The sequence below is a fragment of the Larkinella terrae genome (assembly GCF_009668025.1).
GTDB lineage: Bacteria > Bacteroidota > Bacteroidia > Cytophagales > Spirosomataceae > Larkinella > Larkinella terrae.
Map to the genome: position 1 here is coordinate 1 of NZ_WJXZ01000022.1, position 23,639 is coordinate 23,639.

Annotated in this window: 23 protein-coding genes; 4 read left to right on the forward strand and 19 right to left on the reverse strand. The window is 52.0% G+C overall.

What is annotated here, in order from left to right:
- Nucleotides 1-70 precede the first annotated feature (70 nt).
- The 14 genes from GJJ30_RS31885 to GJJ30_RS31950 form a co-directional block, all read right to left on the reverse strand.
- Nucleotides 71-319: a dihydrofolate reductase family protein gene (locus tag GJJ30_RS31885; protein WP_154179409.1), complete on the reverse strand. Its 249-nt coding sequence runs from the start codon at nucleotides 317-319 to the stop codon at nucleotides 71-73.
- Between the two features lie 23 nt (nucleotides 320-342).
- The gene (gene abc-f / locus GJJ30_RS31890) at nucleotides 343-1,935 is read right to left on the reverse strand and encodes a ribosomal protection-like ABC-F family protein (protein WP_154179411.1); all 1,593 of its coding nucleotides are present in this window, start codon (nucleotides 1,933-1,935) and stop codon (nucleotides 343-345) included.
- Between the two features lie 299 nt (nucleotides 1,936-2,234).
- Nucleotides 2,235-7,232, reverse strand: coding sequence for a putative Ig domain-containing protein (locus tag GJJ30_RS31895; RefSeq protein ID WP_170299322.1), 4,998 nt, complete (start codon nucleotides 7,230-7,232; stop codon nucleotides 2,235-2,237).
- A 264-nt stretch (nucleotides 7,233-7,496) separates the two neighbouring features.
- Nucleotides 7,497-7,766: a hypothetical protein gene (locus tag GJJ30_RS31900; RefSeq protein ID WP_154179415.1), complete on the reverse strand. Its 270-nt coding sequence runs from the start codon at nucleotides 7,764-7,766 to the stop codon at nucleotides 7,497-7,499.
- Nucleotides 7,767-7,838: 72 nt separating this feature from the next.
- Nucleotides 7,839-8,972, reverse strand: a complete 1,134-nt coding sequence (locus tag GJJ30_RS31905; RefSeq protein WP_154179417.1) for an NAD(P)/FAD-dependent oxidoreductase — start codon at nucleotides 8,970-8,972, stop codon at nucleotides 7,839-7,841.
- A 10-nt stretch (nucleotides 8,973-8,982) separates the two neighbouring features.
- Nucleotides 8,983-9,207, reverse strand: a complete 225-nt coding sequence (locus GJJ30_RS31910; RefSeq protein WP_154179419.1) for a hypothetical protein — start codon at nucleotides 9,205-9,207, stop codon at nucleotides 8,983-8,985.
- 92 nt (nucleotides 9,208-9,299) lie between these two features.
- Nucleotides 9,300-9,962 carry a peroxiredoxin gene (locus GJJ30_RS31915; RefSeq protein WP_154179421.1) on the reverse strand — a complete coding sequence of 221 codons (663 nt, stop codon included), beginning with the start codon at nucleotides 9,960-9,962 and terminating at the stop codon, nucleotides 9,300-9,302.
- Between the two features lie 54 nt (nucleotides 9,963-10,016).
- The gene (locus GJJ30_RS31920; protein WP_154179423.1) at nucleotides 10,017-10,232 is read right to left on the reverse strand and encodes a hypothetical protein; all 216 of its coding nucleotides are present in this window, start codon (nucleotides 10,230-10,232) and stop codon (nucleotides 10,017-10,019) included.
- 245 nt (nucleotides 10,233-10,477) lie between these two features.
- Nucleotides 10,478-10,834, reverse strand: coding sequence for a four helix bundle protein (locus tag GJJ30_RS31925; protein ID WP_154179425.1), 357 nt, complete (start codon nucleotides 10,832-10,834; stop codon nucleotides 10,478-10,480).
- A 213-nt stretch (nucleotides 10,835-11,047) separates the two neighbouring features.
- Nucleotides 11,048-11,791 (reverse strand): LytR/AlgR family response regulator transcription factor, encoded by a 744-nt coding sequence (locus GJJ30_RS31930; protein ID WP_154179427.1) that lies wholly within the window; start codon nucleotides 11,789-11,791, stop codon nucleotides 11,048-11,050.
- Between the two features lie 5 nt (nucleotides 11,792-11,796).
- Nucleotides 11,797-15,090: a histidine kinase dimerization/phosphoacceptor domain -containing protein gene (locus tag GJJ30_RS31935; protein ID WP_154179429.1), complete on the reverse strand. Its 3,294-nt coding sequence runs from the start codon at nucleotides 15,088-15,090 to the stop codon at nucleotides 11,797-11,799.
- 54 nt (nucleotides 15,091-15,144) lie between these two features.
- Nucleotides 15,145-15,525, reverse strand: a complete 381-nt coding sequence (locus tag GJJ30_RS31940; RefSeq protein ID WP_154179431.1) for a hypothetical protein — start codon at nucleotides 15,523-15,525, stop codon at nucleotides 15,145-15,147.
- Nucleotides 15,526-15,562: 37 nt separating this feature from the next.
- Nucleotides 15,563-16,195 (reverse strand): ankyrin repeat domain-containing protein, encoded by a 633-nt coding sequence (locus GJJ30_RS31945; protein ID WP_154179433.1) that lies wholly within the window; start codon nucleotides 16,193-16,195, stop codon nucleotides 15,563-15,565.
- A gap of 201 nt (nucleotides 16,196-16,396) precedes the next feature.
- Entirely contained in the window at nucleotides 16,397-16,609 is a 213-nt protein-coding gene (locus GJJ30_RS31950; RefSeq protein ID WP_154179435.1) for a hypothetical protein, read from the reverse strand.
- Nucleotides 16,610-16,805: 196 nt separating this feature from the next.
- Between GJJ30_RS31950 and GJJ30_RS31955 the strand changes: the two genes are divergently transcribed.
- From GJJ30_RS31955 to GJJ30_RS31965, 4 genes are all read left to right on the forward strand, one after another.
- Nucleotides 16,806-17,537 (forward strand): DoxX family protein, encoded by a 732-nt coding sequence (locus GJJ30_RS31955; RefSeq protein WP_154179437.1) that lies wholly within the window; start codon nucleotides 16,806-16,808, stop codon nucleotides 17,535-17,537.
- A 313-nt stretch (nucleotides 17,538-17,850) separates the two neighbouring features.
- Nucleotides 17,851-18,840 (forward strand): right-handed parallel beta-helix repeat-containing protein, encoded by a 990-nt coding sequence (locus tag GJJ30_RS31960; protein ID WP_154179439.1) that lies wholly within the window; start codon nucleotides 17,851-17,853, stop codon nucleotides 18,838-18,840.
- Nucleotides 18,810-20,057, forward strand: a complete 1,248-nt coding sequence (locus GJJ30_RS32645; RefSeq protein WP_310588445.1) for a hypothetical protein — start codon at nucleotides 18,810-18,812, stop codon at nucleotides 20,055-20,057. Before GJJ30_RS31960 ends, GJJ30_RS32645 begins: the two co-directional genes overlap by 31 nt.
- On the forward strand, nucleotides 19,957-21,162 hold the full coding sequence (locus GJJ30_RS31965; RefSeq protein WP_310588446.1) for a putative Ig domain-containing protein: 1,206 nt from the start codon (nucleotides 19,957-19,959) through the stop codon (nucleotides 21,160-21,162). The genes GJJ30_RS32645 and GJJ30_RS31965 overlap by 101 nt, the downstream gene beginning before the upstream one ends.
- A 34-nt stretch (nucleotides 21,163-21,196) precedes the next feature.
- On the opposite strand, the gene GJJ30_RS31970 is transcribed toward GJJ30_RS31965, so the two are convergent.
- The 5 genes from GJJ30_RS31970 to GJJ30_RS31990 all read right to left on the reverse strand — a co-directional run bounded on the left by GJJ30_RS31970 (nucleotide 21,197) and on the right by GJJ30_RS31990 (nucleotide 23,519).
- A complete protein-coding gene (locus GJJ30_RS31970; RefSeq protein WP_154179443.1) occupies nucleotides 21,197-21,760 on the reverse strand; it encodes a dihydrofolate reductase family protein in 564 nt (187 codons plus the stop codon).
- A 67-nt stretch (nucleotides 21,761-21,827) separates the two neighbouring features.
- Nucleotides 21,828-22,241 (reverse strand): putative toxin-antitoxin system toxin component, PIN family, encoded by a 414-nt coding sequence (locus GJJ30_RS31975; protein ID WP_154179445.1) that lies wholly within the window; start codon nucleotides 22,239-22,241, stop codon nucleotides 21,828-21,830.
- The gene (locus GJJ30_RS31980; RefSeq protein ID WP_154179447.1) at nucleotides 22,222-22,446 is read right to left on the reverse strand and encodes a hypothetical protein; all 225 of its coding nucleotides are present in this window, start codon (nucleotides 22,444-22,446) and stop codon (nucleotides 22,222-22,224) included. Before GJJ30_RS31980 ends, GJJ30_RS31975 begins: the two co-directional genes overlap by 20 nt.
- A gap of 80 nt (nucleotides 22,447-22,526) precedes the next feature.
- The gene (locus GJJ30_RS31985; RefSeq protein ID WP_154179449.1) at nucleotides 22,527-23,087 is read right to left on the reverse strand and encodes a dihydrofolate reductase family protein; all 561 of its coding nucleotides are present in this window, start codon (nucleotides 23,085-23,087) and stop codon (nucleotides 22,527-22,529) included.
- Between the two features lie 66 nt (nucleotides 23,088-23,153).
- Entirely contained in the window at nucleotides 23,154-23,519 is a 366-nt protein-coding gene (locus GJJ30_RS31990) for a DUF2200 domain-containing protein (protein ID WP_154179451.1), read from the reverse strand.
- Between the last annotated feature and the right edge of the window lie 120 nt (nucleotides 23,520-23,639).

Genomic DNA, 23,639 nt, shown 5'->3' on the forward strand with positions numbered 1-23,639 from the left:
CGGTGCCGGGCTTTAATTGGCGTGCTAAAGCCCGGCACCGGCCGCCCGGCCTTCAGGGGGTTGGGGGCAGTCAGCCTAGCTCATATTTCAGCAACACAGTACCGCAATCGAAAACCGTTGCTTTTTTGAGTTTCAAAGGCCGGAACGTGTCCAGTTTCTCGAAAATCGGCCAGCCTTTTCCAACGGCGACGGGGTTGATGAAGAAGTCGAATTCGTCGATCAGGTCTTCTTTGATGAGCGCGGAAACAAACGAACTGCCGCCGTAAACGATGAAATTTTTTCCGGCTGGTTTTATAGTTTCCGGATTTCCTTCGTCCATTTGCCTGTGGCCATTTTTGATATTTACTCCAACTCAATCGTGCGTCCGACGTTCACCTGTTCCAGAAAATACTGATCGTGGGAGACGACGACGAGCGTTCCCTGGTAGTCGTTGATGGCATGGGTCAGAATTTCGATGTTCTGAATGTCCAGATTATTGGTCGGTTCGTCCAGAATAATCAGGTCGGGTGCCTGATTGCCAATAGTGAGGCAGCAGAGCATGAGCCGCATTTTTTCCCCTCCGCTCAGCGCGCTGCACGGCTTATCCCAGGTGTCTCTGGTAAATAAAAACCGGTTGAGCCGAATCTTGACTTCGTGTTCCTGCAAGGCCGATTCGTTAAACCGCTGCGCCTGTTCATAAACCGTAAGCCGGTTGTCGATCAATGAATAATCCTGATCAATGTAAACCGCCTTCGTATCCGCCCGATTGAGTGCGCCAATCGAGGGTTTCAATTCTTCCAACAGAAGCCGGATCAGGGTCGTTTTGCCCGACCCGTTCGGACCTTTCAGCGCAATTCGTTCCCCACTGGTCAGCTGAAAATCCAGGTTCTGTTTCCAGAGAAGTTGCCGGTCGTCGTAGCCGAAATTGATGCCGTCGGCCGTCACCAGAACTTTACCCCTGTGCAGCTGGGACGGATCGAAGCCGAATTTCATTTTATCTACGTCCGGCAATTCCTTCCGTAACTCGGTTAATTCCTGGGCAATAGAACCCACTTTTTCGGCATGAACGCCTTTTAAACGGGCTGTACTTTTTTCGGCATTGTTTCGTAAGGTGTTCAGCATGATGGTCGGAACGCCCGCCTTTTCCTGCTTTTTACGCCCACGGGCGTCCAGTTTCTGCTGGCGTTCGGCGGATTCGCGTTCGAGATCCCGGGCTTTTCGCAACGCTTTTTCCCGGTTTCTGACGTCCTCGTTTAACGCCTGGTTTTCCAGTCGTTTCTGTTCCTGGTAAAAATCGTAATTGCCCCCGTAAACCGCGATGCCGCGCTTGCTCAACTCAAAAACCGTATCGAGCAAATTCAGCAGTTTTCGGTCGTGGCTGACCACCAGCAAGGTCGCAGAAGTGGATTGAATGAAATCATACAGCAATTGCCGACTGGCCATATCCAGATGGTTGCTGGGTTCGTCCAGTAAAACGAGGTCGGGCTGGTGAATGAAAATTCCTGCCAGAAACACTTTGGTTTTTTGACCACCGCTCAGGGTTTCCATTTTCTGCGACAAATCGAAACCGTCCAGTTGCCAGAAATGCAGCGCGTCGCGGCAGCGGTCTTCAATGGTCCAGTCATCGTCGAGCCGGGCGAGGTTTTCTTCCGTCACCATTCCGCCGAGGATTTCCTGTAAGGCCGTTAATTTTTCCTCAAGCTGGAGGACCTGCGCAAGGGTTAAGTCGTTAAACTGCCCGAAGATCTGCGGAATATAATAAGGCACCGAACCGGTTTTTACCACGCCTTCCGACGGCGCTAAAAGACCGGCAATGATTTTTAACAAGGTCGATTTTCCCGAACCGTTGTTGCCAATTAGGGCGGCTTTGTGGTGTCGGCTGATGGAAAGATTTATGTTTTCGAACAATAAATCCTTGTTGGGATGTATATACGTGAGATTCTGAAGAAGAAGCATCCTTTCTTTCTTTAAAACGTAAAGAATACCTGCGAACCGGCTGGCGGATTCGCGGGCTGTTTTTTACCGAAAGAAATGAAATCTCACATGAAGGATTGCCCGTTAATTAGGTCTGCAAATGTACGAGAAATTTTCAGTTGCAGCTCTATTTTAGTTCAGGTTGATGAGCCCGGTAATTTGACCGGGATACGATTCAAGGCGGTCAAGCGACCCAAATGGTACTATTCGATGCGATATTTTGGGCCGATCATCAATCCTGGAAGGATACGTCAGATTTGAATGATCGACCCCAAAACCGCTTACGGTTGCTGAATTTTCAGGGTTACCCGGTTTTGATCGCTGACGACCCGAAGAAAAAGCAATCCCGCCGATTGGTTTTCAACGGACAGCGTCTGGCGGTCGATCGCTTTAGCCGCATTGATCTGGCGGGTGCTAACCAAACGGCCGCTTGCATCCGTAAGTTGAAGCTGAACCGGCTGACCTTCCGCCCCCCGGATTTCGAATTCAACTACATTCCGAACGATTGGGTTGCCCAGCACCACAACCTGAAGCGCCGGTTTCTCCTCCGCCGACAACCGGGCCGGAGCGCACTGATAGCCTTTGGGCGAGCCTTTCAGTTGGAAGGTGGAGCCTTGCACGCGGGCGTAAACCATCGTTCCATTGGTAACACTGCCGGGCGGGCTGAAATTATAGGCGTGGACGCCGTTGCCTTTGCCCGCATCCTTTAAATCCTGACGATAGATATTGGCCAGCGTGCTGCCCAAAACCGTAACCGTGCCCGGACTGGTTTCGAGATAAAACTCGACCGTCAGCGGGGTGTTGGGTTTGTTCCGATCCCAGACCCAGCCCCGGATGCCTCCGCAATCCAGTTTGTCCAGATAACCATCGAAGTTTCCCGTCACGGTCGTTTCTGCCGGATTCACGGTCAGGTTAAAACTCACGCTATTCGAAGCGCCCTGATCATCAGTAGCCCGGTACGTTAACACAAAGGTGCCCGCCCGGGTGGGCGTTCCGCTAATCACCCGGTTGGTTAGTTGCAGACCCAAATCGTCGGGCAAACCGGTCAGCCCGTAACTCAAGGTGCTTCCTTCGGGATCGGTAAAGGCCACCAGCGTAGCCGAAAAAGGAACCCCAACCTGCGCTACCACGGGAGCAACCAGCACCGTTGGTGTTGGGGCCTTCGGCGGTTTATTCCCGCCCGAGGGATTGACCTGGCAGATTAGTGTTTTGGGCGAATCTTTCAACAGAAAACCGTTGCCCGTCACCCGTGCCGACAAACTATGCGGTTCACCGTCTTTGAGTTCGTCCGGAATCGACCAGGAGAAGGCGTGTTTTCCGTTGCCCTTGCCCGCGTCGAGCAGATCCTGCCGAAACTGGTCGGCGAGGAGGGTAGTAAGGACCGTGCTGCCGTCGAGGATGTCGACGGTGATGGCGGTAGTGGGTTTGTTGCGGTCCCAGACCCAGCCCCGGAACGTCGAGCAATCCGCGCCGTAGATAAAACCGTCAAACGAACCGCTGACAGTCTGCGCTGTTACTACGACTGTTACACTGGCAGGTTCACTGGTGCAGGAATTGACGGTGCAGGTCGCCTGGTAGACAAAGGTTCCGGTCGTTCCGGTTAAGACCACGATACTTCCGGTTCCCGATGTCCCGCCCGGACCGGTCCAGGAGAGCGTTCCGGTGCAATTGCTGGCGGTTAGGGTCACGGTAGTTGAGCCTTGGGCAACCGTGGTGCTGGTCAGGTTGGGAACCGGTGGCGCCGTCGCATTACCACTGACCAGAACCGTTGTAGAAGCTGAACAGCCATTACCGTTGATGACCGTTACGGAATAGGTTGTGGCACTCGTTACAGTACGGATCGCATTGGTTGAATTGTCGTCCCAACGGTAGGAGTTTCCGCCACTGGCCGTTAAGCTTACTGATGGACTGGCACAGGTTAAGGTTGCCGAACTGGGCGAAATGGTGGCGGTGGGGAGTTCCTGAACGGTGAGCCCGCTGACGGCCGTGGCGGATTGACCATCGGCATTGATCGTTAGTGTAAAACTTTGCGCGCCCGAACCGCTGACAGCCAGCGTCTGACTAAACGGATTGCTACTGCCGGAACCCGTCACCGAAGTGCTGCCGTTGGTCAGCGTATAAGAATAACTGCCCGAAACATTGCCGACGGTGGCTGTGAACGTAACCGGATTTCCAACGCAGATAGCGGCAGAACTGGCGGCAAAACCGCTCAGGCTGGGCGCGGGATTAACTCCTACATAAATCAGTTTGACCGAGTTGGCGGTGTAAACAACCGTCCAGTTGGCGGGAAGGCCGGTCACGGAACTGAACGTCCCCGAAACGGTCTGGGCCGTCAGGATCGTGACTTCATCCCCGTTCGCAGGTGCGTAGGCGACCGAAAGCGACAGCGTTCCGCCGAGGGTGGCCGTTCCGTTGACCACGACCTGGTCGAAATTCACACCGGCGGTGGCCGTTCCGTTTACCTCGATGGCCAGAATGCTGTTGGTAAAATCCTTGCTTTCAGCGAACGTCAATTTCCCCGGAGAATAGCCCGGCGATACCGTTCCCCCGGCATTGGTAAAGGTCGAAGCCGCGATCGTGCCCGTGCCTTTGAACGTTCCATTGGCATTGTTGCTGAAATTGCCAGCTCCCTCCTGGGTGAGTAGCGTGGTGACATTTTGGGATGCTCCGATGGTGACCGTTCCGGCATTGGCAAAGGTATTCGCCTGGAGATAAACCCCCGACGCAGCGTTGTTGATCGTAATTTCTCCACCCGACTGGTTGGTGAAAACCGTCTGGTTGTAAATACCGTATGAACCTACGCTGGCCGTTGCGCCGATGGTAATTCCGGCGGCATTGGTGAACGAACCGGTAAAATTCCGAAGGCCCGCCAGTGTTGCGCGATCGATCTGAATGTCGCCCCCTGTAGCATTGCTGAACGTCGATCCGTTGAAAATACCGTGCCCGCCGACATTTCCGGATGCACCAATGGTGATGCCTGCGGTATTTGTAAACGAACCGCCTGCGTGATAAAGCCCCGTGTCGGTGGAACGATCGATCCGAACGTGCCCGCCCGTCTGGTTGTTAAAATTGCCGTTGTTCTGTAAACCGTAAGCTCCCACACTCGCCGACGCGCCGATGGTAATGTCGGCGGCATTCGCAACGTCGCCGGTGGGGTTAAACAAACCGGTATCGGTGGAACGGTCAATCCGAATGGCTCCACCAGCATTATTGTTGAAAACCGCCTGATTGTAAAGTCCGTACGTTCCGATACCTGCGACGGCGCCCAGTGTGATGACCGCTTCGTTGGTGAAGGTGCCTTTAAAATTGCGCACGGCCGCCGTGGTGGTTCGGTCAATATGAATATCCCCGCCCGCGTTGTTCAGAAAAGTCGATTCATTGAAAATTCCGTGAACCCCCACGGTTTCCGACGCCCCAATGGTGATCGTCGCCGAGTTGGTAAATGTATCTTTCAGTTGGTAAATCCCGGTATCGGCGGTGCGATCGATGATAATCTTTCCGCCCGCATTGTTGTTGAAGATTTTTTGGTTTGAAATACCGTAGGTTCCCACTCCGGCCACTCCTCCGATCGTGATGGCAGCATCGTTGTTAAACGTGCCACTTAAGACGACGATGGCGATGTAGCTGGACCGATCGATGGCAATCTTTCCGCCCGTGCTGTTCCGGAAATTGCCCTGATTCTCAATGCCATACTGCCCCACGGTCGTCGACGCTCCGATGGTAATTTGACCGGCGTTGCTGAAAGAAGACCGGTTATAGAGAGCGGCCTCGGTGGTACGATCAACCCGAATATGTCCGCCCAAGGTGTTGCTAATCGGGCCGGAAAGAGCAAGACCGTACTGGCCCACGGCGGCTACGGCTCCGACCGTGATGCTGGCGGCATTAACAAAGGAACCGCCCGACGTTTCCAAGGCAGTCATCGTAGTGCGATCGATTCGGATGTCACCGTCCGAATTGTTCGTAAAGGTAGCCTGGGAAAGGAGACCGACCTCACCGGGGTTTGCCACTCCTCCGATCGTGATGTCTCCCGCATTGGTGAAGTCACCGGAAGAGTGCGTAAATCCCGTCGGCCGACGTTCGCCGGATTGGGGTATTACATGATCAATTCGAATGTCGCCAGCCGCGTTGTTGTTAAACGTTCCGCGGTTCCAGAAACCGTACCTGCCCACACTTTCGGTCGCGCCGATGGTGATGGCTGCGTCATTGGTGAAGGTGCCGGAAAAATGATGGAAGCCAAGATTGCTGATCCGGTCGATTTGAATCACCCCGCCGGACTGGTTGTTGAAAGTAGCCCGGTTTTCCAAACCCGTAACACCGCCACCCGCCACTCCGCCGATAACAATGGAAGCTGCGTTGGTGAACGTCCCGGAAGCATGGAGGAGGCCAAAGGCGGTCGCACGGTCAATCCGGATGCGACTCCCCGCGTTGTTGTTGAAGGTATTCCAACTGCTGAGGCCATTTGTTCCGACACTTTCGGTCGCGCCGATGGTAAGATCGGCCGCGTTGGTAAAGGTGCCCGAAGCGTGGTACAGGCCGTTCTCACTGGTGCGATCAATGGTAATCACTCCACCTGCGTTGTTGCTGAAAGTCCCCCGGTTTTCGATCCCTTCACTTCCGACCGTGGCCGAGGCCCCGATGGTGATGGTCGCTGAATTGGTAAAGGACGCACTGATCGATTTGGATTCGTCCGCGTTGTTCATCATTGCCCGACGCGAGGAACGATCGATCTGGAGAGTTCCACTGGTATTGGTGAAAGTCGCATCGTTCCAGATGCCGTGAAGTCCGACGGTTTCGGTTGCGCCGATGGTAATGGCTGCTTCGTTGGTAAACGTGCCGCTGGCGTTATAAATCCCGGTGTCGGTCGAGCGGTCAATGTGAATTTGCCCCCCGGTTTTGTTGGTAAAACCGCCCTGGTTGATGATTGCAAACATCCCGACACTGGCGGTTTCTCCCAGGGTAAGGTTTCCGCTGTTATCGACAGTGCCCTGGTTATTCAACCCCGCCGTGAAGTCAAACGGGGCGGTGTACATGGCTGAGCCGTTGATGGTCAACTTGCCGGAAGCGTTGATAGTCAGCAAACCGTTTGGTTCGATATGAACGGACTTACCTACGGCATCCGTGGTTGAAACAACCGGATCGTTCGTTACGTCGGGGATGATAACGTCGTCGGTCGCGTCCGGCACCCCGGCCGACCAGTTGCCCGGATCGTTCCAGGCCGTGCTGGAAGCACCCGTCCAGGTGGTCTGCGCGAGCGCGTTACCCGCTATCAGGACAAGCATCGGGAGCACAAGCCAAAACCGCTTTGCGTTAATCCTACATATGATCGTATTTCTACTAAAAAATAGTTGTTTTCTCATGGATGTTGCCTGTTTCACAATACCGAATCTGCCCAACCTATTTCGACAGGTATTGAGCTCATACTGACTTAGCGGGAAAACCGGTGCCGCTGCCGAGCAGTGAAGCACCGGTTTTTAACTTGCATACGAAAGGAAGGATTAATCGCCCGAAGTGAATTACCAGAGAACGCGGAAGTGCGGTCTCGGTTACTCTTCGGCATACAGGTGGACGTCTTCGACCCGAAATTTAACCAGCTCGATGATCTGGGCATCTGGGCGCATCAGGGGTGGAATGGCCCGGAGGGCACTTTCTTTATTCTCAAAATCGTAGATAAACCACATTTTGTGAATGCCATCCTTACAGCCCCAATGTGCGTGGGAGATGATGTGCGAACCGGAGGTCAAAAAGACGTTAATCACTTTCTTACACTCTGACACTTTTTCAGAGTGTGGGATTTCAACCAGATACGTTGGCATTGGCTTAGATTTATTCAGTTAAAAATCAAAAACAATGGGGTAGTTTATCTTTAAACTGGTTCAACCTGGTACTTACAATCCAAACCAGCGGGCTTTTCGGCTGGAGCCAAAAAGGTTTTTATCGACAACCAGCATATCGGAGGGATCGTGGTGAATACCAAACGGTTTTGGCCCTGAGAAAAAATCGACATCAACCCGGCCCACTTTACCTTCACCAAATTCGATGTAGCAGGAACCGGCACCTGTGTATGCCGACGAATTTTCTTTGCCCTGATAAGCCGCAATGATGGCGGCCGCAGCTGTTTTAGCGGCTCCCTCGGCAAACACCCCGGCTTTGGGCGTGCCCACGCTGGTCACGTCGCCAACGGCATACACGTTCGGGAATTTGGTCAGCAGACTGGCTTTATCGACCGGAATCCAGCCGTTTTCGGCCAAACCGCTTTGCAGAACCACCTCCGGCGCGACGTGTTTCGGAATCCCGAGGAATAAATTGTAGGGCAGTTCTGACCCATCGTCCAGACTAACGACCTTCCGGCTGGCATCGAGCGACCGCACCTTCCGCTGGGGAATGAACTGAATGTGCCGTTCGTCAAACGCCTTGAGCAGGGCTTTCGACGTATCGGGCGAGGGCGGAATCGGCAAACCAAACGGAATGATTAAGCTGATCGTGCAGGCATCGCGAACTCCGCGTTTGAGCAGGTAATCGTGCAGCATCAAAGCCGCTTCGCTGGGCGCGGGCGGGCATTTGAACGGGGCCCCGCATACGCCGACCACAGCGTGACCACTGGTAAAGGTCGGAATCACCTCCCGCAACTTTTCGGCCCCTTCAAAGGAGTAATATTCATTGCCGCCTTCGGCCAGTCCGGGTGTAGCAGCCAGGTCGTAATTGGCCCCCAGCGCCACCACCAGCACATCGGCTTCGTAGGTGTTGCTTTGTGTCGTTACCCGTTTGGCCACCGGATCGATTGCGGTGATGGTTTCCTGCCGAAACCGAACCCCCGGTTTGATGACATTTCGGTACGGAATTTTGACCGCATCGGCCTTCTTCCGACCAAACATGACATCCAGTTTCGAAAAGCCGAAGTAAAACGAATCGTGCTGGTCGATCAGCGTCAGATCCAGCTTGTCGCCAATGGCCTCCGAGAGGATGGTGGTTAATTCCAGCCCCCCAAAACCGGCCCCAAGCACTAGGACACGTAATTTCATAGTGCGGTTCTTAGTTGGATGATCCGATGGGCGTAATTTTCAGTTTAACGCCAAACAGTTTTAAGACAGCCGACAGCGGTAGGCAAAGCCCCGTTATGGCCGAGAAAAGGAAGCTGATTGCCGGTACATAAGCAAACCAGTGGACCGTTGAAAAACCGGTCAGATAGATGCCGAGCCAGATGATGGCGCTGACCAGTGCAAACCAGACCCGCATGGATTTTGGAGCGATTTCCATCGTTTTTTCAGGGTTATTGTAGAAATGAGGCCTCCCTACGTTCCGAAGAAACTGCCGGAACGCAGGGAAAACCGGTGAAGGTTTGAATCGGATTAATTGCTCGGTTGAGGCACGATCCGCAGGTACGGTTTTACGGTTTTCCAGCCGTTCGGATACTTTTCTTTGGCTTCCGCATCCGACACCGCCGGAACGATAATCACATCGTCGCCATTTTCCCAGTTGACCGGCGTCGCCACTTTGTGGGCCGCCGTGAGCTGCATCGAATCCAGCACGCGCAGAATTTCGTTGAAATTGCGGCCGGTGGTCATCGGATAGGTGAGGTGCAGTTTGATTTTCTTGTCGGGGCCGACCACAAAAACCGTCCGGACGGTGTGGTTGGTGGCCGCCGTTCGGCCTTCCGAGGTGCCGGGTTCGTCGGCTGGCAGCATATCGTACAGTTTCGCGATGGCCAGGGTAGAATCGCCAATCATCGGGTAGTTGACCGGGTAGTTCTGCGTCTCCTCAATATCGACTTTCCATTTCAGGTGATTCTCCACCGGATCGACGCTCAGGCCGAGGACCTTGCAATTCCGTTTTTCGAACTCGGAAGACAATTTGGCCATGTAGCCCAGTTCCGTCGTACAGACGGGTGTAAAATCCTTCGGATGGGAGAAAAGAATGGCCCATCCGTCACCCATCCACTCGTGAAACTGGATGGTTCCCTGGGTCGTTTCCGCTTGGAAATCAGGAGCAATGTCACCTAATCGAAGACTCATAGCCGTTATTTTATTGGAGGGTTTGAAAATGATTGTACTGTTGGCCGCGGGTTGTTATTCCAGAAGCAGGTATTTTTTCCGGCAACTTTCGCATTCGTAATTTTTGGGCGACAAGGTGCCAAACGATGCCAATTTCAACACCCGTCCCGCAATGGATTGTTTATGGGTCAGCACCAGATTCCCACCGCAGGCACTGCACCGGATGCCCAGAATCGTTCGTTTGATGATGATTTTATCCAGATCCAGCAATCCCATAGCGAACCCAAACATGTTACCGTTTGGAGGTTTTGCCAAAAAAAAGGGACGAATGCGGTTGAGTAGGGATGAATAAGGGGAGGTTGGGGATTGCTTGTTGACGATTGACGGCAGACGATTGACCGCTGACGATTGACCGCTGACGATTGACCATTGACGATTGACCATTGACGATGGCAGATTGGCGGTTAATGTTGACAGTTGATGATCCCCGTTTGGCAATGGTCCATGGTCAACGGTCCATGGTCAGCCGTCAAAATTCAACCATCAATGCTAGTCCTGAACCGGTTTAGTTTTGCGAAGAGTTCTTCGGAGCGTTTATAGAAAAGGGTAAATTCGTTGGGAGAAATATATGTCCTTCGTTGAGAAAGGTAGAGACAATTCACACATTCGGCCAGGGAGCGAATGGCATATCCAATGAATTTCCTTTGTTCGGCATCCGATTGCCCAATGGAACCTTCCGCAATGTTCAGGGAAATCGAGTCGGCTGCTCGTTTAAACTGGGAGGTAAGGGAGAAGAGTTCTTCTTTTGGAAATCTCCGGGTTACGACATGCACCTCGTCCGCGAATTCGATGGCCAGTTTCCATATTTCCAGCTTTTCAAATTTAAAGGGCATGGTGGGGGAGTTAAATGACCATTGACCGCTGACGATTGACCATTGACGGCGGACTATTGACGGTTAATTTTTGACTTTTGACGATCGACTACTAACAATAGTCACTCATCATTGGTCAAGAATCCATCGTTAATGGTCAATCGTCAATGGTCGGTGGTCAATCGTCAGTCGTCCATCGTCAGCGGTCAATCTTTCATCGTCAATGGTCGGCGGTCAATGGTCATTTTCAAGTCCCAACGCTTTATACAATTCACCTCGGTACGATTTGCCAATCGGTATCTTAACCCCCTGAACGGCAATTTCCGTCGGGAAAACTTCCTCGATGAGACTCAGATTGACGGAATAACTCCGGTGAATCCGGATGAATAGGGATGGGTCCAGTTGTTCCACAAAATCCTGAATGGTGGAGCGGACCATGATTTTCTTGTGGGATTTCAGGTGCAGGGTCACGTAGTTGGCGTCGCTCTCCAGAAAAAGCAGGTCATTAAAATAGACTTTCCGAAACACATAACCTTCTTTCACAAATACAAAACTTTTGGCAGGATTCGCTGCCGCCGGTGCCGGTTTTACGTCCGTCTGGTTTCCCGTAAAATTGCTGAACGCGATTTCGATGGCGGCAAAGAGTTCTTCTTTCGTGAACGGTTTGACAATGTATGCGTGCGGTTTGACGATTTTAGCCCGGTCAATGGTTTCGGGATCGCTGTTGGCCGTCAGGAAAATAAACGGGATGGGATGCATTTCGTTGAGCTTTTGCGCCACATCGATCCCATCTTTTCGGCCGGCCAGTTGAATGTCGAGCAATAACAAATCCGGTTTGTCCTGTTCGAGTAAATCCAGCGCTTCGGTGTAATTAATGGCCGGACCGCAGGATGCATATCCCAGCTCTTCAAGGGTGTGTAAAATGGTTCGGGCGATCACCAGTTCATCTTCGACAATCCCTATTTTCAAAACAGCCATGGACTTTAGTCTTCGTTTTTGCGCGTTTCGCGGTTGGTAAATTGAATCGTGTAAGCGGCACCACCCTGAGTCGAATACTGCACTTTCCCGCCAATCTGTCGGCTCAGGTCATTGACCAGTTGTAAACCGAGGGTTTTGGTTGGATCAAAATCGCTCGGCAAACCGGGTCCGTTGTCTGTATACTGCAATTCGTAGCGGCCTTCGGCTTTCGATCGAATTTCCAGCGTTATTTCACCGGCAGCCACGGCATTGAACGCATACTTAAACGAATTGGAAAGTAACTCATTCAGAATCAGGCCGAGTGGGACCGCCGAGTCGATGTCCAGGTGCAAATCCGGTACGTTCAGGTGGATGTTCACCGGTTTTTGTTTCTGGAAAACACTTTGGATCTGCCGACACAAATCACTCACAAACCGCTTCAGGTCGATGGTGCTGAGGTTCTCAAACTGATACAGATTCTGGTGAATCAGGGCAATGCTGCGGACCCGGTTTCGCCCTTCCCGCAGCGCTTCCCGAGCGGTTTCGTCGGTCAGACCCTTGCTTTGCAACTCGAGCAGGCCCGAAATCACCTGCAAATTATTCTTGACGCGGTGGTGGATTTCCTTCATCAGGACGTCCTTTTCCTGCAATAAGGCCGACTGCTCCGAAAGTGACTGTTTGAGCTGGACCGTTCGCTCGTTGACCGTCTGTTCCAGCTTTCGTTTATCTTCTGCCAACTGCTTGATCCGGAAACGGATGAATAGGTAAACCGCCAGCAGAAACAGCAACGCGGCCCCGGTGATGAACCACCACTGCAAATAAAATGGTTTCAAAACCGTCAGCGGTATCGTCAATTCGCGGGTACTCCACGCCCCCTCGCCGTTCTGGCCTTTGAGGTGCAGTGTAAAGGTGCCGTACGGTAACCCGCTGATCCGGAGGGAGTTTTCGTTCAGGTAATTCCAGTTTTGGTCGATTCCTTCGATTTTGTAGGCATACCGGTGGCCTTCTTCCTTGGTGAAATCCAGTAATTGAAATTCCAGGGTAAAAAACTGGTCATCAGGCGATAAAGTAATTTTCGAGGTACGCAGCAATTCGGCGGTTTTGTTGACCAGCTCGTTTTGCGAACCGACAAACTGGTTAAACGCAATGATCCGCAGCGGCACCCGCAGCAAATTGGTATCGGCCCGAAAATCCCGGGGATAAAATGCATTGATACCGTCCAGACCGCCAAAAAATAACCGACCGTCGCTGGCTCTGAACGATGACGTGCGGTTAAATTCATTGTGGGAAATGCCATCGGCGATGGTGTAGGTATTGACGGCAAACGACTTCCGGTGAAAGCGAATCAGGCCATAATCGGAGCTGATCCAGAGGTGGTCAAATTCATCAGGTTCGATTCGGTACAGCACATCGGACGGAAAACCGGCGGTGATGGTAAATTGCCGGATTGCGTTCGTTTTGGAATCCCAGCGATACAAGCCTTCGCCGTTGGTCGCCAGCCAGAAAACCCCGTCGGCATCCTGATAAGCATCGAGCAGGCTGAGCGCATTGATGGCCGGGGAGTGAATTTTGGTCATTGACCATTGACGATTGACCGCTGACGATTGACGATGGAAGGTTGACGATTGACCATTGACCGCAGACGATTGACGATGGTCGGCGGTCGATGGTCGGCGGTCAATGGTCGGCGGTCGATCGTCCGCGGTCAACTTAAACAAACCGTTCTCTGCCACGGCCCAGATCGTGCCGGTTTTGTCCCTTAGAAACCGGTAGACGAATTTGGCGGGGGGACCATTGGGCGTCGGGATGGAATCAAATTGCTGCGTTTTGGAATTAAAAAGGGAAAAACCGGTGGTTCGACCCAGCAGCAACAGGCTGTCGTTCAATGAATACATCGACCAGATTTCCGAACCCAATCCGCCCGGAACGGGAATTAGGGTATTCTTCGTTTCGTCGTACCGAAACAAGCTGAAGCCTCCGACATACAGGGCCGACTGATGATTCGCCACTGCGTATTTGATTTGCTCCGTGGCTTCGGTCACTGCCTGCTTATTCCCGTTCTGCTGCCGGAACGTGTGGGACCAGATGTTGGCAACGACCTGACCGGTTTTATCCGCATAAATGCCCCGGGCCTGGCTGTTGGCCTGAATCGATTGCTGGCTGCTGGAAAAATAGGGCTCGAAGCGGTTTTTCTCGATTCTCAGCTGTAAAACCCCGAGCGAGGTACACAGCCATATGTTGCCCAGATTATCCGGAAAAAGGCTGTAGAGAAACAGATTCTCAAAGCCCTTGAGGTCCGGTTTGGACAGCACTTTCAAAAAAGCGTTTTCCGTCCACAGATACAGGGCGTCGGTGCCGATGTACAAAATAGACGAAAGGCTGTTGGTTGCGGTTACGATCTGATACCAGTAACGGCCTGCTATGGCATTCAGGTGGTATTTCCCCAAATCCGGCACGGATTCAAACCGGCCTTTGGCGGTGACTTTACTTACTGTAAAGTGTTGCGTGTCGCCCTGGGTATTGTACGTAAGTACTAGTTCGTTTTTCCGGGTAAAACCAATGGGAAGGGAGCGCAGCACATCGGTTTGCGTAAAGGTGAAAACCGTATCGTTCGTAACGAGATACTGGGGTGCCTGGTTGTTGATTTTCAATAAGGCTTTGCCGTTGCCGAAGGTGCTAAGCTGCCAGTTGATCCGGTTGTCGAGCGAGACGTTCGACTGGTTCCAGCCCTTCATTTCGTAGCGAAGCCGAAACCCGGTTTTGGACGAATATTTCCAAAACCGGAAGGGAGAAATGGTTAAAAAGCTGAGTTCATCGCTGCCGTCGTTCGCGATCCAGTAGACATCCCGCTCCTTAAACGGCATGTTGGGAAAAGTTTCGGTCAGCGTTTTTATTTCGTGCGTCGTGACATCCATTACGTCCACTTTGCCGTTGGTGGTGAGCTGAAAACCGGTGCTGCCGTACTCGATGAACAGGTGGTTGGCGTCGTCCTTGGCCAGTTGCACCACTTTATTGTCCTGTAACTGATGGCGTTGCCGGGTGAAAAGCAGGCAATTTTTTCCGTCGTAGCGGTTCAGACCGTTGCGGGTGCCAAACCACAAAAAACCGGCGGTATCCTGCACCCCGCAAAACACCTCGTGCGAAGCCAGCCCATTTTCAATGGACAATAGCTGTTTGGTGATGGTGTATCTGGAGTTTGCGGGCACAGGCGCGTTTTGCGCCAGTAGCGGATGACCGGTTAGGGCAAAAACCAGAAGGAGCGAGCAGCGATAAAAGGCGAAAAACCCATTCCTTTTAACGAACTGGGAAAAACCGGTCATTTTTAAGAGCCTTAAAACGCCCCAATATACAATAGAAGCTCACGAAAGTGTTCGTCAGGTTCCCACTTTGTCGATGGGCCGGAATCGCAGGGCGCTCCAGGTGTCGTCGATGGAAATGGCGGTTACGGTGGTGATGCCAAACGTTTCACCGGTTAGCCGGAGGCTGTCGCGGTTGATGTCGGTTTTTACTTTTGACGTGCCTTTCGGATAGGCGAACCACAACACGCTGTCGGGTTCGACGGTTTTCAGGTGGTGGTTCAAAAAGTCGAGGTATTCCTGATTATTCGTGACAAAAACCAGCGTATTGGCACTTCTGGCGGTTTCGTCGAAGGCGGTTTTGAAACCCAGGTTTACAAATCCTGCTTCCAACGGTGCCGGTGCGTTGATGACAAGGCCGCTGCCCTTGAATTTCAGCTTTTTAATGACGTCCTGCATGTTTGTTAAATCAGAGTTTTGCCAGGCTGATCGAATTTTAGCGCAGCGCTTCCTTCAATTCGCCATCGGTATCCGTGAGCAGGTCCGCAACGGCTGTTCCGTTACCATTGGGAATGGTTTTGTCCGCTCCCGATTGGCGTAATAAAGTAACACATTCCAGACAGTCGGGCAAACTATTGGTGCCGCCGTGCTTCAATCCGTGAATGGCCCAGAACAGGGGCGTGGCTTCAAAATCGATGCACCGCCGGTTGATTTCGGCGCCCGCTGCCAGCAGCCTTTTAACCACTTTTGGTCGGCCGCACCACGCAGCCCAGTGCAAAGCCGTTCCGCCGTGACAACCCGGATGATTGATCGTCGCGCCGTTCTCGATGTACAAAATGGCAACCTGATCGGCGTGGAGACTTGCTGCAGCAACCAGCGGACTGTCCTGTTTTTCGACCAACGCATCGCCATCGACGCGGGCGCCGTATTCCAGAAACAATTTAGCCATCTCAACAGCCTCTTCGTCGGTGTAATGGCCCGCGAATACGCCGTCGCAAATCCGGTGCAGCGGGTGTGCTTTCTTCGGGTTCTGCGCGTCGTAAGGCAGTCCTTCATTGGCGAGCTCCGGGTGCGCAGAAAGGGCCTGCCGAATGCCGTTCAAGTCGTTGTTGTTGATCAGGTCTCTCATTTTCAGTCGATTGTTTTTGTTGTTTAGAGATTATTGCCCCGGTTTGGCCGCGCTGATGGGTTATTTTGGTAGTCTGGCCCGGTACGAAAAAAGGAATCAAATTCGAATCCCTAGTTACTATTTTTTCGCCAGCTTATTGTCGAAATATACGATTCAGTGAGAAAGATTTAAAAGAAGAATGATCGGATTTGACGTTTGTCGTCATTTCAAATCCGGTTTGCTGTGCCATTTGTGAAAAAGGCCGTCTGCTCGTCGTTTCCGTCTTTCCAGCGGGCCCTTAGGTGCGCTTTTAGATGCCAGAGTTCGGGCCTGGTTTTTCACTTCGACCCGTTTCCCCAAACCGATTCTTTTCTCAATGTTTTCCGGCGATAGATTGGCCTTGCTCAGTTCATCAACAAGCCGGTTTGTTGTCATGACAGCAGTTTTGTAAAAGATATTTTTGCTTTTGCAGGCAAATGTAAACAATTGATTATCAAATCAGTAAAGCCAGAAAATAAGGCCAATTTGTAATGACTGGATCTGTTTCAAACGGAATAGGATAGAATGTGAAAAACTTACTTTTAAATACAAAGTACTTTTAGTTATATTCGTACCTAATTCCTGAAAACCGATGGATATATCTCTAACACTGGATCGACTGCATAATAAGGTAAAGCAAAATAAGTGGCTGCGGTATTTTGCGGTTTTTAATCGTATTGCGCTGGCTGCTGGCTTCTTACCCTCGGGTTTTGTGAAAATTATGGGTGAGCGGTTTACCAATTTGTCGAATAACCATCCGATGGGGCATTATCTGGAAGCGCTGCACCATACCGGTTATTATTACACGTTCATCGGTATTTTGCAGATGACGGCGGCTGTTCTGTTGCTGATCCCGCGCACGGCGGTGCTCGGTGCCGTCCTCTATTTCCCGATCATCCTGAATATCTGTATCCTGTCGTTAGCGGTGCGTTTTGATGGGTCGCTGCTGTCGTCTCCGCTGATGGTGCTGGCCAATTTATACCTGCTTTGCTGGTATTACGACCGGCTAAAGTTCATTCTTCCCTTTAACCGCCCCGCTGTTCCGGCGAGTCTGCCCGATCAAAAAGCCCTTACGACAAAATTCCCGACTCTTTTTTTTGCGGGCGTAGCGGCAACCGTTTTCCTGGTGGGCCTGATCCTGACCAATGTCTTCACCATCAGGCCCCGCAACACCTTATCCGATTGCCAATCGCAATGCCGGAACAGCGAAAATCCTCAGGCATGCCGCGAGTTCTGTGACTGCATCCACAACCAGGGCCAGCCGCTTGATGATTGCCTGAAAGCCTACAACCAGGCGACGGCGACTGCTGGCCGGACACCATAGGAGGGATTCTACTTTCAGGGTCAAAGACATCAAGGTTGCTGGCGACCGTGTGCCTTATGAATCAAGCCGTTAGAATGGTACCCGGGCGTATTTGCTGAAGCGGATCGGTCACTTACTATTTCGTAAGAAATATTATTTTTATGATCAATAGTTTTGTTACTTTCGCGGGGGAAATTGTAACGTATAGGTTACACGTTGGTTGCTATTGTCAACGAAGAGTTACCGCACACTGACGCTCTTTTCGTAAACACGTTCAACTCTTTCCACCGGTTTTGTTCCGATTGCACATTTCTCTCTTCTAAACCTTTCTCTTATGAAGCACACCTTACAGTTACGCGGCCAATGGGCTGGCCGCAAACTTATTTTCCTGCTGTTGTTTGCACAAGTCTGGGTCGTCGCCGGGCTGACCGGCGCTCAGGCCCAGACGATCCGGTACGTAAAAGAAGGAGGAAGCGGTGAAGGACTGGTTTGGGAAGATGCTTCGGGGAGTCTGCAGGCAATGATCGATCAATCGTCATCGGGTGATCAAATCTGGGTAGCGAAAGGCACTTATAAGCCGGGTGATCAGCGGTGGCATTCGTTTAACATTACAAAAACCGGCGTTGCCATTTACGGCGGTTTTAATGGCGATGAGACAAGCCTCGCCGATCGGGTGCTGACTTATCCTTCTTCAACTACGCTCAGTGGGGAAATTGGCAATTCCGGCGATCCATCCGATAATTCCTATCACGTTGTAGGAATTGCATTTTCTGACCGTTCTACCATTCTGGACGGGTTTGTTATTAGCGATGGGCATGCCGATGGAGAATATGATGACGCCATTGGGAGTGGAATTTATAGTGTCGAGGCCTGTGGTGTGAGGTCCAGTCCCATCATTCGCAACTGTTATTTCGCCAATAACTCGTCTACCGGTGGTGGAGCTTTCTACGCTCAGGGCGCTGGTCAGCCGCTACTGATTAACTGCGTATTTTTCAATAATACAGCAACGGATGAAAGTGTAGGAGGGGGAGCCGTTACCATTTCGAATTCCGAGGTCACCATGATCAACTGTACTTTGGTGGGAAACCGGTCTACCTACGGAAATGCCATCCGGAACGAAGGCACACTCACCCTGACGAATAGCATTCTTTGGAATAACCGCCCCCTGTATGATGGTGACATTCAGGGGAATGACGGGCTCGATATTGTGGGGCGGGGACGCTCAACGTTGCGTACACCATCAATCAGGACAAGCTTCCCGGCCTGGCCAATCAAAACGCCAGCCCGGCTTTTGTGGACGAAGCAAACGGAAATTTGCAATTAACCGCGTGCTCATTTGCCATCAATTCCGGCAACCTGGCTTCCTACACGGCCGTGAGCGGTCCGGATCAGGATATTGCCGGAAAAACCCGCGTTTACGACGGGTTTATCGACCGGGGAGCGTCCGAATTTCAGGGCGGGTCGGATGCGCTCTTTTTTATCAATCCCGCGCCCATGAGTTTTACGATCTGCGCGACTCCCACGGGCCACTCGTATTCAAGTACACAGCAAGTAATTGGTTTAGGCGGCAAGGGGCCCGTTACTTATCAATTTTACAAAGATGGGGTCAAATACGATGAGTATACGACCAATGGTGATGCTTCCGCCTTTGTATATAATTCGGATATGGCTTCCGGGGAATACCGCATGGTGGTGAGTAATGCGTGTGGTGGTTCCATCACCTCTGAACCCCTGAACCTGACCGTCATACCTCATCCTACGGTTACGATTTTGGCCTCGGCCACCGCAGTTTGTGCCGGGCAATCGGTTACCCTGACCGCTTCGGGCGGAGGTACGTATCTGTGGAACACTACCGAAACCACAGCCGCCATCAGTGTGACGGCGACCGGAAATTATAAAGTCAAAGTCACGAACGAAAACGGGTGTTTCGAGGAAAAAGAGATCTCTATCACCGTCAATAGCCTGCCTTCCGCGAGTGTGACACCGTCTTCGCCGACAGTTTGCGCCGGTCAGTCCGTTACCCTGACGGCTTCGGGTGGGGTTTCCTATTTGTGGGATACCGGCGCAATGACCGCCAGCATCAATGAATGCAACGGCCAATCGACCCTATTCCGTCACCGTGACCAATGCCAGCAACTGCTCCAGTACGGCTTCGGCTACTGTGACCGTCGCAGCGTCAATCCCGGCCCCGACGCTCGGCAGCAGTCCGGCGGCTACCGGAGCGGGAACACTGACGGTTCTTCAGAACACGGCGGTTTCGCTGACCGCCGATGGCTGCGCTGGTACGCTGGTCTGGACCGGTCCCGGATCGCCCGGCGGTTCACCGGTTTCCGTGCCAACTTCCACCACCGGAACGTTTGCTTATTCCGTGTATTGCCAGCAGGGAAGTTGCACGAGCCCGACGGCTTCCTTCACCGTCATCGTCACACCGGCCCCGACGGTGACTGGCAGCTTCGACGGTTTTCTGTACGGCGCCGATTGCAGCAGCTTCCGGGGCTGGGCCTGGGACCGCAACAAACCCAATACGGTTTTCTCGGTTGATATTTACGACGGCGACACGTTTAAAGCCACCCTTGCCGCCAACGAGTTTCGGCAGGATTTGAAGGATGCCGGGAAGGGCAACGGGATTCACGCGTTCCGCTGGACGATTCCGGACGAACTGAAAAATGGGCAGGTACATTCGCTCTCGGCGCGGATTTCGGGCAGCGGTTTTACGCTGAAAGACGGTCCAAAAACCGTTCAGTGTCAAACCGGTACGCCCCCGGCCAATAAACCGCCCGTTGCGCCTACCGTTGCGGCTTTGACCGCCCAGCAAGGTGTTAATTTTACGACAGCCCTACCGGTTTTCACCGATCCCGAAGGCGGCACGCTCAGCTACGGTCTGGTGGGTTTGCCCAGTGGTTTGACGTTCACCAGCGGCCCGCGTCAAATCAACGGAAAACCCGATGTTGAAGGCGTGTTTGTCCTGACGTATTCGGCCACGGATCCGCAGGGAGCCACCAACAGCGTAAGTATTAATCTGACCGTAGCCGGATCGACGACGGTAGTCACGGGTGATTTCGAAGGCTATCTCGACAAAGTAGAATGTGGCACGATTCGGGGTTGGGTCTGGGACCGCAAGAAACCGAATGCTCCGCTGACGGTGGAATTCTACACCGGCAGTACGGTTTGGGGCAGTGTGGTCGCCAACATTTACCGGGTGGATCTCCTGAACGCGGGCAAGGGCAACGGCGTTCATGCCTACAGTTTTGAAGTGCCGACGGTTTTGAAGGACAATACGTCCCGGCTGATCAGCGCACGGGTGTCGGGCAGCAATTACGTCCTGAAAGACTCCGGAAAACCGCTGGCCTGTTCACCGCCCGCGCCGGTTCGGTTGTCGGCGTCTGATGCTACGGATTTTCAGGTGACGGTTTTGGGCAATCCGGTTTCGGATCGGGTGACGGTGGAAATCCGGGGTGCTGAAGGCCAGCCGGTTCGACTGGCGCTGACGGATCTGAAGGGCCAGCCTGTGGCGGAGCAGTGGGTGGAAAAAGCCGCGCTGGTCGAGCGGCAAACCGTATTACTGAGTGGGCAACCGGCGGGGCTGTTGTTCCTGCGGGCGATCAGCGGTTCGCGAACGGTGACGTTGAAGCTATTAAAACCGTAACCGATTCTCTGTGAGGTCACTATCCCGGCCCGGATTAACTCCCGGCTGGGGTAGCGATTTCGTACCACAGTTCCACCATGCCGTTTTTGTAGGCGGTCACGTCTTTCAGGTGCAGGGCCTGTTCTTCGAGCTGATCAAAAAACCGGATTCCGTCGCCCAGAATAATCGGCAAAACGGATAACCGGATGTCGTCCGCCAATTTTAACCGAATGAACTCGCAGGCCAGCACCGCACCGCCGACGAGCCAGACGTTTGTGTAATGCGGTTTTAGTCGTTCCACCAGGTAGGTCAGGTCGCCCGCGTAAAACGCAATATTCGGCCTTTCAACCGGCAGGTTTCGGTTTGTAACGACAAAGGTTGGCGTGTCACCATACGCCCAGCCATACGATTTTGAGAGTTCCAGGGCGTGTTCGTAGGTTCGGGCGCCCATGATGTAGCAATCGATGGTTTTCAGAAATTCTTGCGGGTCTTGCCCCGAAACCCCTTTCTCGTAGGTGTCGGCGGTTTCAAACCACCCAACGCTATTGTCTTTTTTGGCAATAATTCCATCCAGACTCGAAACCATGTGGATGGTCACTTTAAATCCGTCCGTTGCCATTTTAATTTCCCCGATTGTTGTTGAATTTGGGTTCTTAGACACCTGATGAAGACCAACTTTGAGCTGATTACTTGTCAGCTAAATACGCTGCAATCGTCAAAATAGTGGTACTTTCAAACTTTTGAATGTCAAGTAAATCCTTGTCACCGGTGATTAAATGGGTGGCCTTCGCGTCGATGGCTAATGCTAACAGAAAATTATCTTTTGGGTCACGACAAATAGTTACCTCACTGGCGATGGTTACAAATTCTGCCCGTAAACTGATTTGTTCTACTAAATCTTGCAGATCGGTGAGAGAGAAATACCGTTTGAACTTTGGTCGCCTTGCTACTTCGATGAATTCGTCCAGAAGCTCCTGACTGAAAAGTAAAATAAGTGTCTGATCTGCAAATACCTGATCAAATTTGGAGAAGTCTTTGGTTAGCAAAAAACTAATCCAAAGATTCGTGTCAATAATTACCCTATGCTTTCTTTTTGGCATACCGCTTGGCTCTGACCGATTCAATTTCTTTGGTGATGTCTTCCAAAGACGGCGGATTATCAGCAGCTTTTGTTCGTAGCCGATTGACGATTTTCAGAAAACCGTCTTCTGTTGTTTGTCGAATAGCAATTAAGTCCAGGTCCGCAAGATCCTGTAGAAGTTTGGTTGCTTTTGGGTTCAGTATGTCAATCTGATAGCTTGTCATAATTCAAATATAGCAATTTCTGGCCGGATCGCACCCTCGAACCATTGTTTTGCATTCGTCATGAACACCGGTCACGTTAACTATGCACTCAATTGGGCTGGTTCGTAATAATGAATGACAACACCGCACTTGAATGGTTTGGTTTTCAGGAACTTCAGGTCAACTTGGTCTCTGACGTTTTTAAATAAGGGTAAGCCGCTGCCTACAACCATTGGGTGAATGGCCAACTGGTATTCATCGATTAAGCCCAGTTGCATGAAGGTTCCGATTAAACCGGGGCTGCCCACCAACAGATTTTTACCCGGTTTTTGCTTGAGGGCTAGAATTTCTTCTGCCGCGACTTCCTTTTTCAAGCTTGTATTTTTCCAGGTAACCTCTTGAAGGGTGCGGGAAAAAACAATCTTGGGAATGATGTCGATCAGAACGGCAAATTCGTCCATTAGTGGGTTACCGGTGGGATTTTGCACGACATTCGGCCAATGACTTTCCATGAGTTGATAGGTTACCCGGCCGTAGAGAAGGGCACCGGCGTCTTGTAGCAACTCATTGTAATGTTGGTGGGTTTCGTCGTTCACAATCCCGGCTGTGTGATCGCAAAAACCGTCCAGTGTCATGTTGATGGCAGCAATTAGCTTTCTCATGGGTTGTTCGTTTCCGGCTTTTCGTCCTGAAATGACTGCAGATGGATGTCCGGTTTTTGGGGTTTCTTAAGCATTCCGCAATATCTTTTCCATCTTTTTGCCTTTCGCCAGTTCGTCGACCAGCTTGTCTAAATACCGGACCTGTTTCGTTAGCGGATTTTCGATTTCTTCGACCCGGTAGCCGCAAATGACGCCCGTGATGAGCGACGCATTCGGATGGAGCCGGGCCTGCTGAAAGAATGTCTCGAATGTCACTTTCCCGTCAATCAGTTCCTGCCTTTTCTGGTCATCAAAACCGGTCAGCCATTCGACGACCTGATCTAGTTCGGCTTTGGTCCGGCCTTTTCGTTCCACTTTAGTGACATAGAGCGGATACACCGAAGCGAACGTCATGTTCGCCATCCGCTCGTCGTGTTCGGGCGTTGCTTTCATAGCTTTTGAAGTAAACTATTGGTAAATGGCTAATTTATTGGTTTCGTTTTGCCCCCAACCCCCTGAAGGCCGGGCGGCCGGTGCCGGGCTTAAAATTCCGGATCAGAAGCCCGGCACCGG

Coding starts and splice junctions, on each gene's coding strand:
- GJJ30_RS31885 (WP_154179409.1), bottom strand. CDS start 319: ATGGACGAAGGAAATCCGGAAACTATAAAACCAGCCGGAAAAAATTTC.
- abc-f (WP_154179411.1), bottom strand. CDS start 1,935: ATGCTTCTTCTTCAGAATCTCACGTATATACATCCCAACAAGGATTTA.
- GJJ30_RS31895 (WP_170299322.1), bottom strand. CDS start 7,232: ATGCTTGTCCTGATAGCGGGTAACGCGCTCGCGCAGACCACCTGGACG.
- GJJ30_RS31900 (WP_154179415.1), bottom strand. CDS start 7,766: ATGCCAACGTATCTGGTTGAAATCCCACACTCTGAAAAAGTGTCAGAG.
- GJJ30_RS31905 (WP_154179417.1), bottom strand. CDS start 8,972: ATGAAATTACGTGTCCTAGTGCTTGGGGCCGGTTTTGGGGGGCTGGAA.
- GJJ30_RS31910 (WP_154179419.1), bottom strand. CDS start 9,207: ATGGAAATCGCTCCAAAATCCATGCGGGTCTGGTTTGCACTGGTCAGC.
- GJJ30_RS31915 (WP_154179421.1), bottom strand. CDS start 9,962: ATGAGTCTTCGATTAGGTGACATTGCTCCTGATTTCCAAGCGGAAACG.
- GJJ30_RS31920 (WP_154179423.1), bottom strand. CDS start 10,232: ATGTTTGGGTTCGCTATGGGATTGCTGGATCTGGATAAAATCATCATC.
- GJJ30_RS31925 (WP_154179425.1), bottom strand. CDS start 10,834: ATGCCCTTTAAATTTGAAAAGCTGGAAATATGGAAACTGGCCATCGAA.
- GJJ30_RS31930 (WP_154179427.1), bottom strand. CDS start 11,791: ATGGCTGTTTTGAAAATAGGGATTGTCGAAGATGAACTGGTGATCGCC.
- GJJ30_RS31935 (WP_154179429.1), bottom strand. CDS start 15,090: ATGACCGGTTTTTCCCAGTTCGTTAAAAGGAATGGGTTTTTCGCCTTT.
- GJJ30_RS31940 (WP_154179431.1), bottom strand. CDS start 15,525: ATGCAGGACGTCATTAAAAAGCTGAAATTCAAGGGCAGCGGCCTTGTC.
- GJJ30_RS31945 (WP_154179433.1), bottom strand. CDS start 16,195: ATGAGAGACCTGATCAACAACAACGACTTGAACGGCATTCGGCAGGCC.
- GJJ30_RS31950 (WP_154179435.1), bottom strand. CDS start 16,609: ATGACAACAAACCGGCTTGTTGATGAACTGAGCAAGGCCAATCTATCG.
- GJJ30_RS31955 (WP_154179437.1), top strand. CDS start 16,806: ATGGATATATCTCTAACACTGGATCGACTGCATAATAAGGTAAAGCAA.
- GJJ30_RS31960 (WP_154179439.1), top strand. CDS start 17,851: ATGAAGCACACCTTACAGTTACGCGGCCAATGGGCTGGCCGCAAACTT.
- GJJ30_RS31970 (WP_154179443.1), bottom strand. CDS start 21,760: ATGGCAACGGACGGATTTAAAGTGACCATCCACATGGTTTCGAGTCTG.
- GJJ30_RS31975 (WP_154179445.1), bottom strand. CDS start 22,241: ATGCCAAAAAGAAAGCATAGGGTAATTATTGACACGAATCTTTGGATT.
- GJJ30_RS31980 (WP_154179447.1), bottom strand. CDS start 22,446: ATGACAAGCTATCAGATTGACATACTGAACCCAAAAGCAACCAAACTT.
- GJJ30_RS31985 (WP_154179449.1), bottom strand. CDS start 23,087: ATGAGAAAGCTAATTGCTGCCATCAACATGACACTGGACGGTTTTTGC.
- GJJ30_RS31990 (WP_154179451.1), bottom strand. CDS start 23,519: ATGAAAGCAACGCCCGAACACGACGAGCGGATGGCGAACATGACGTTC.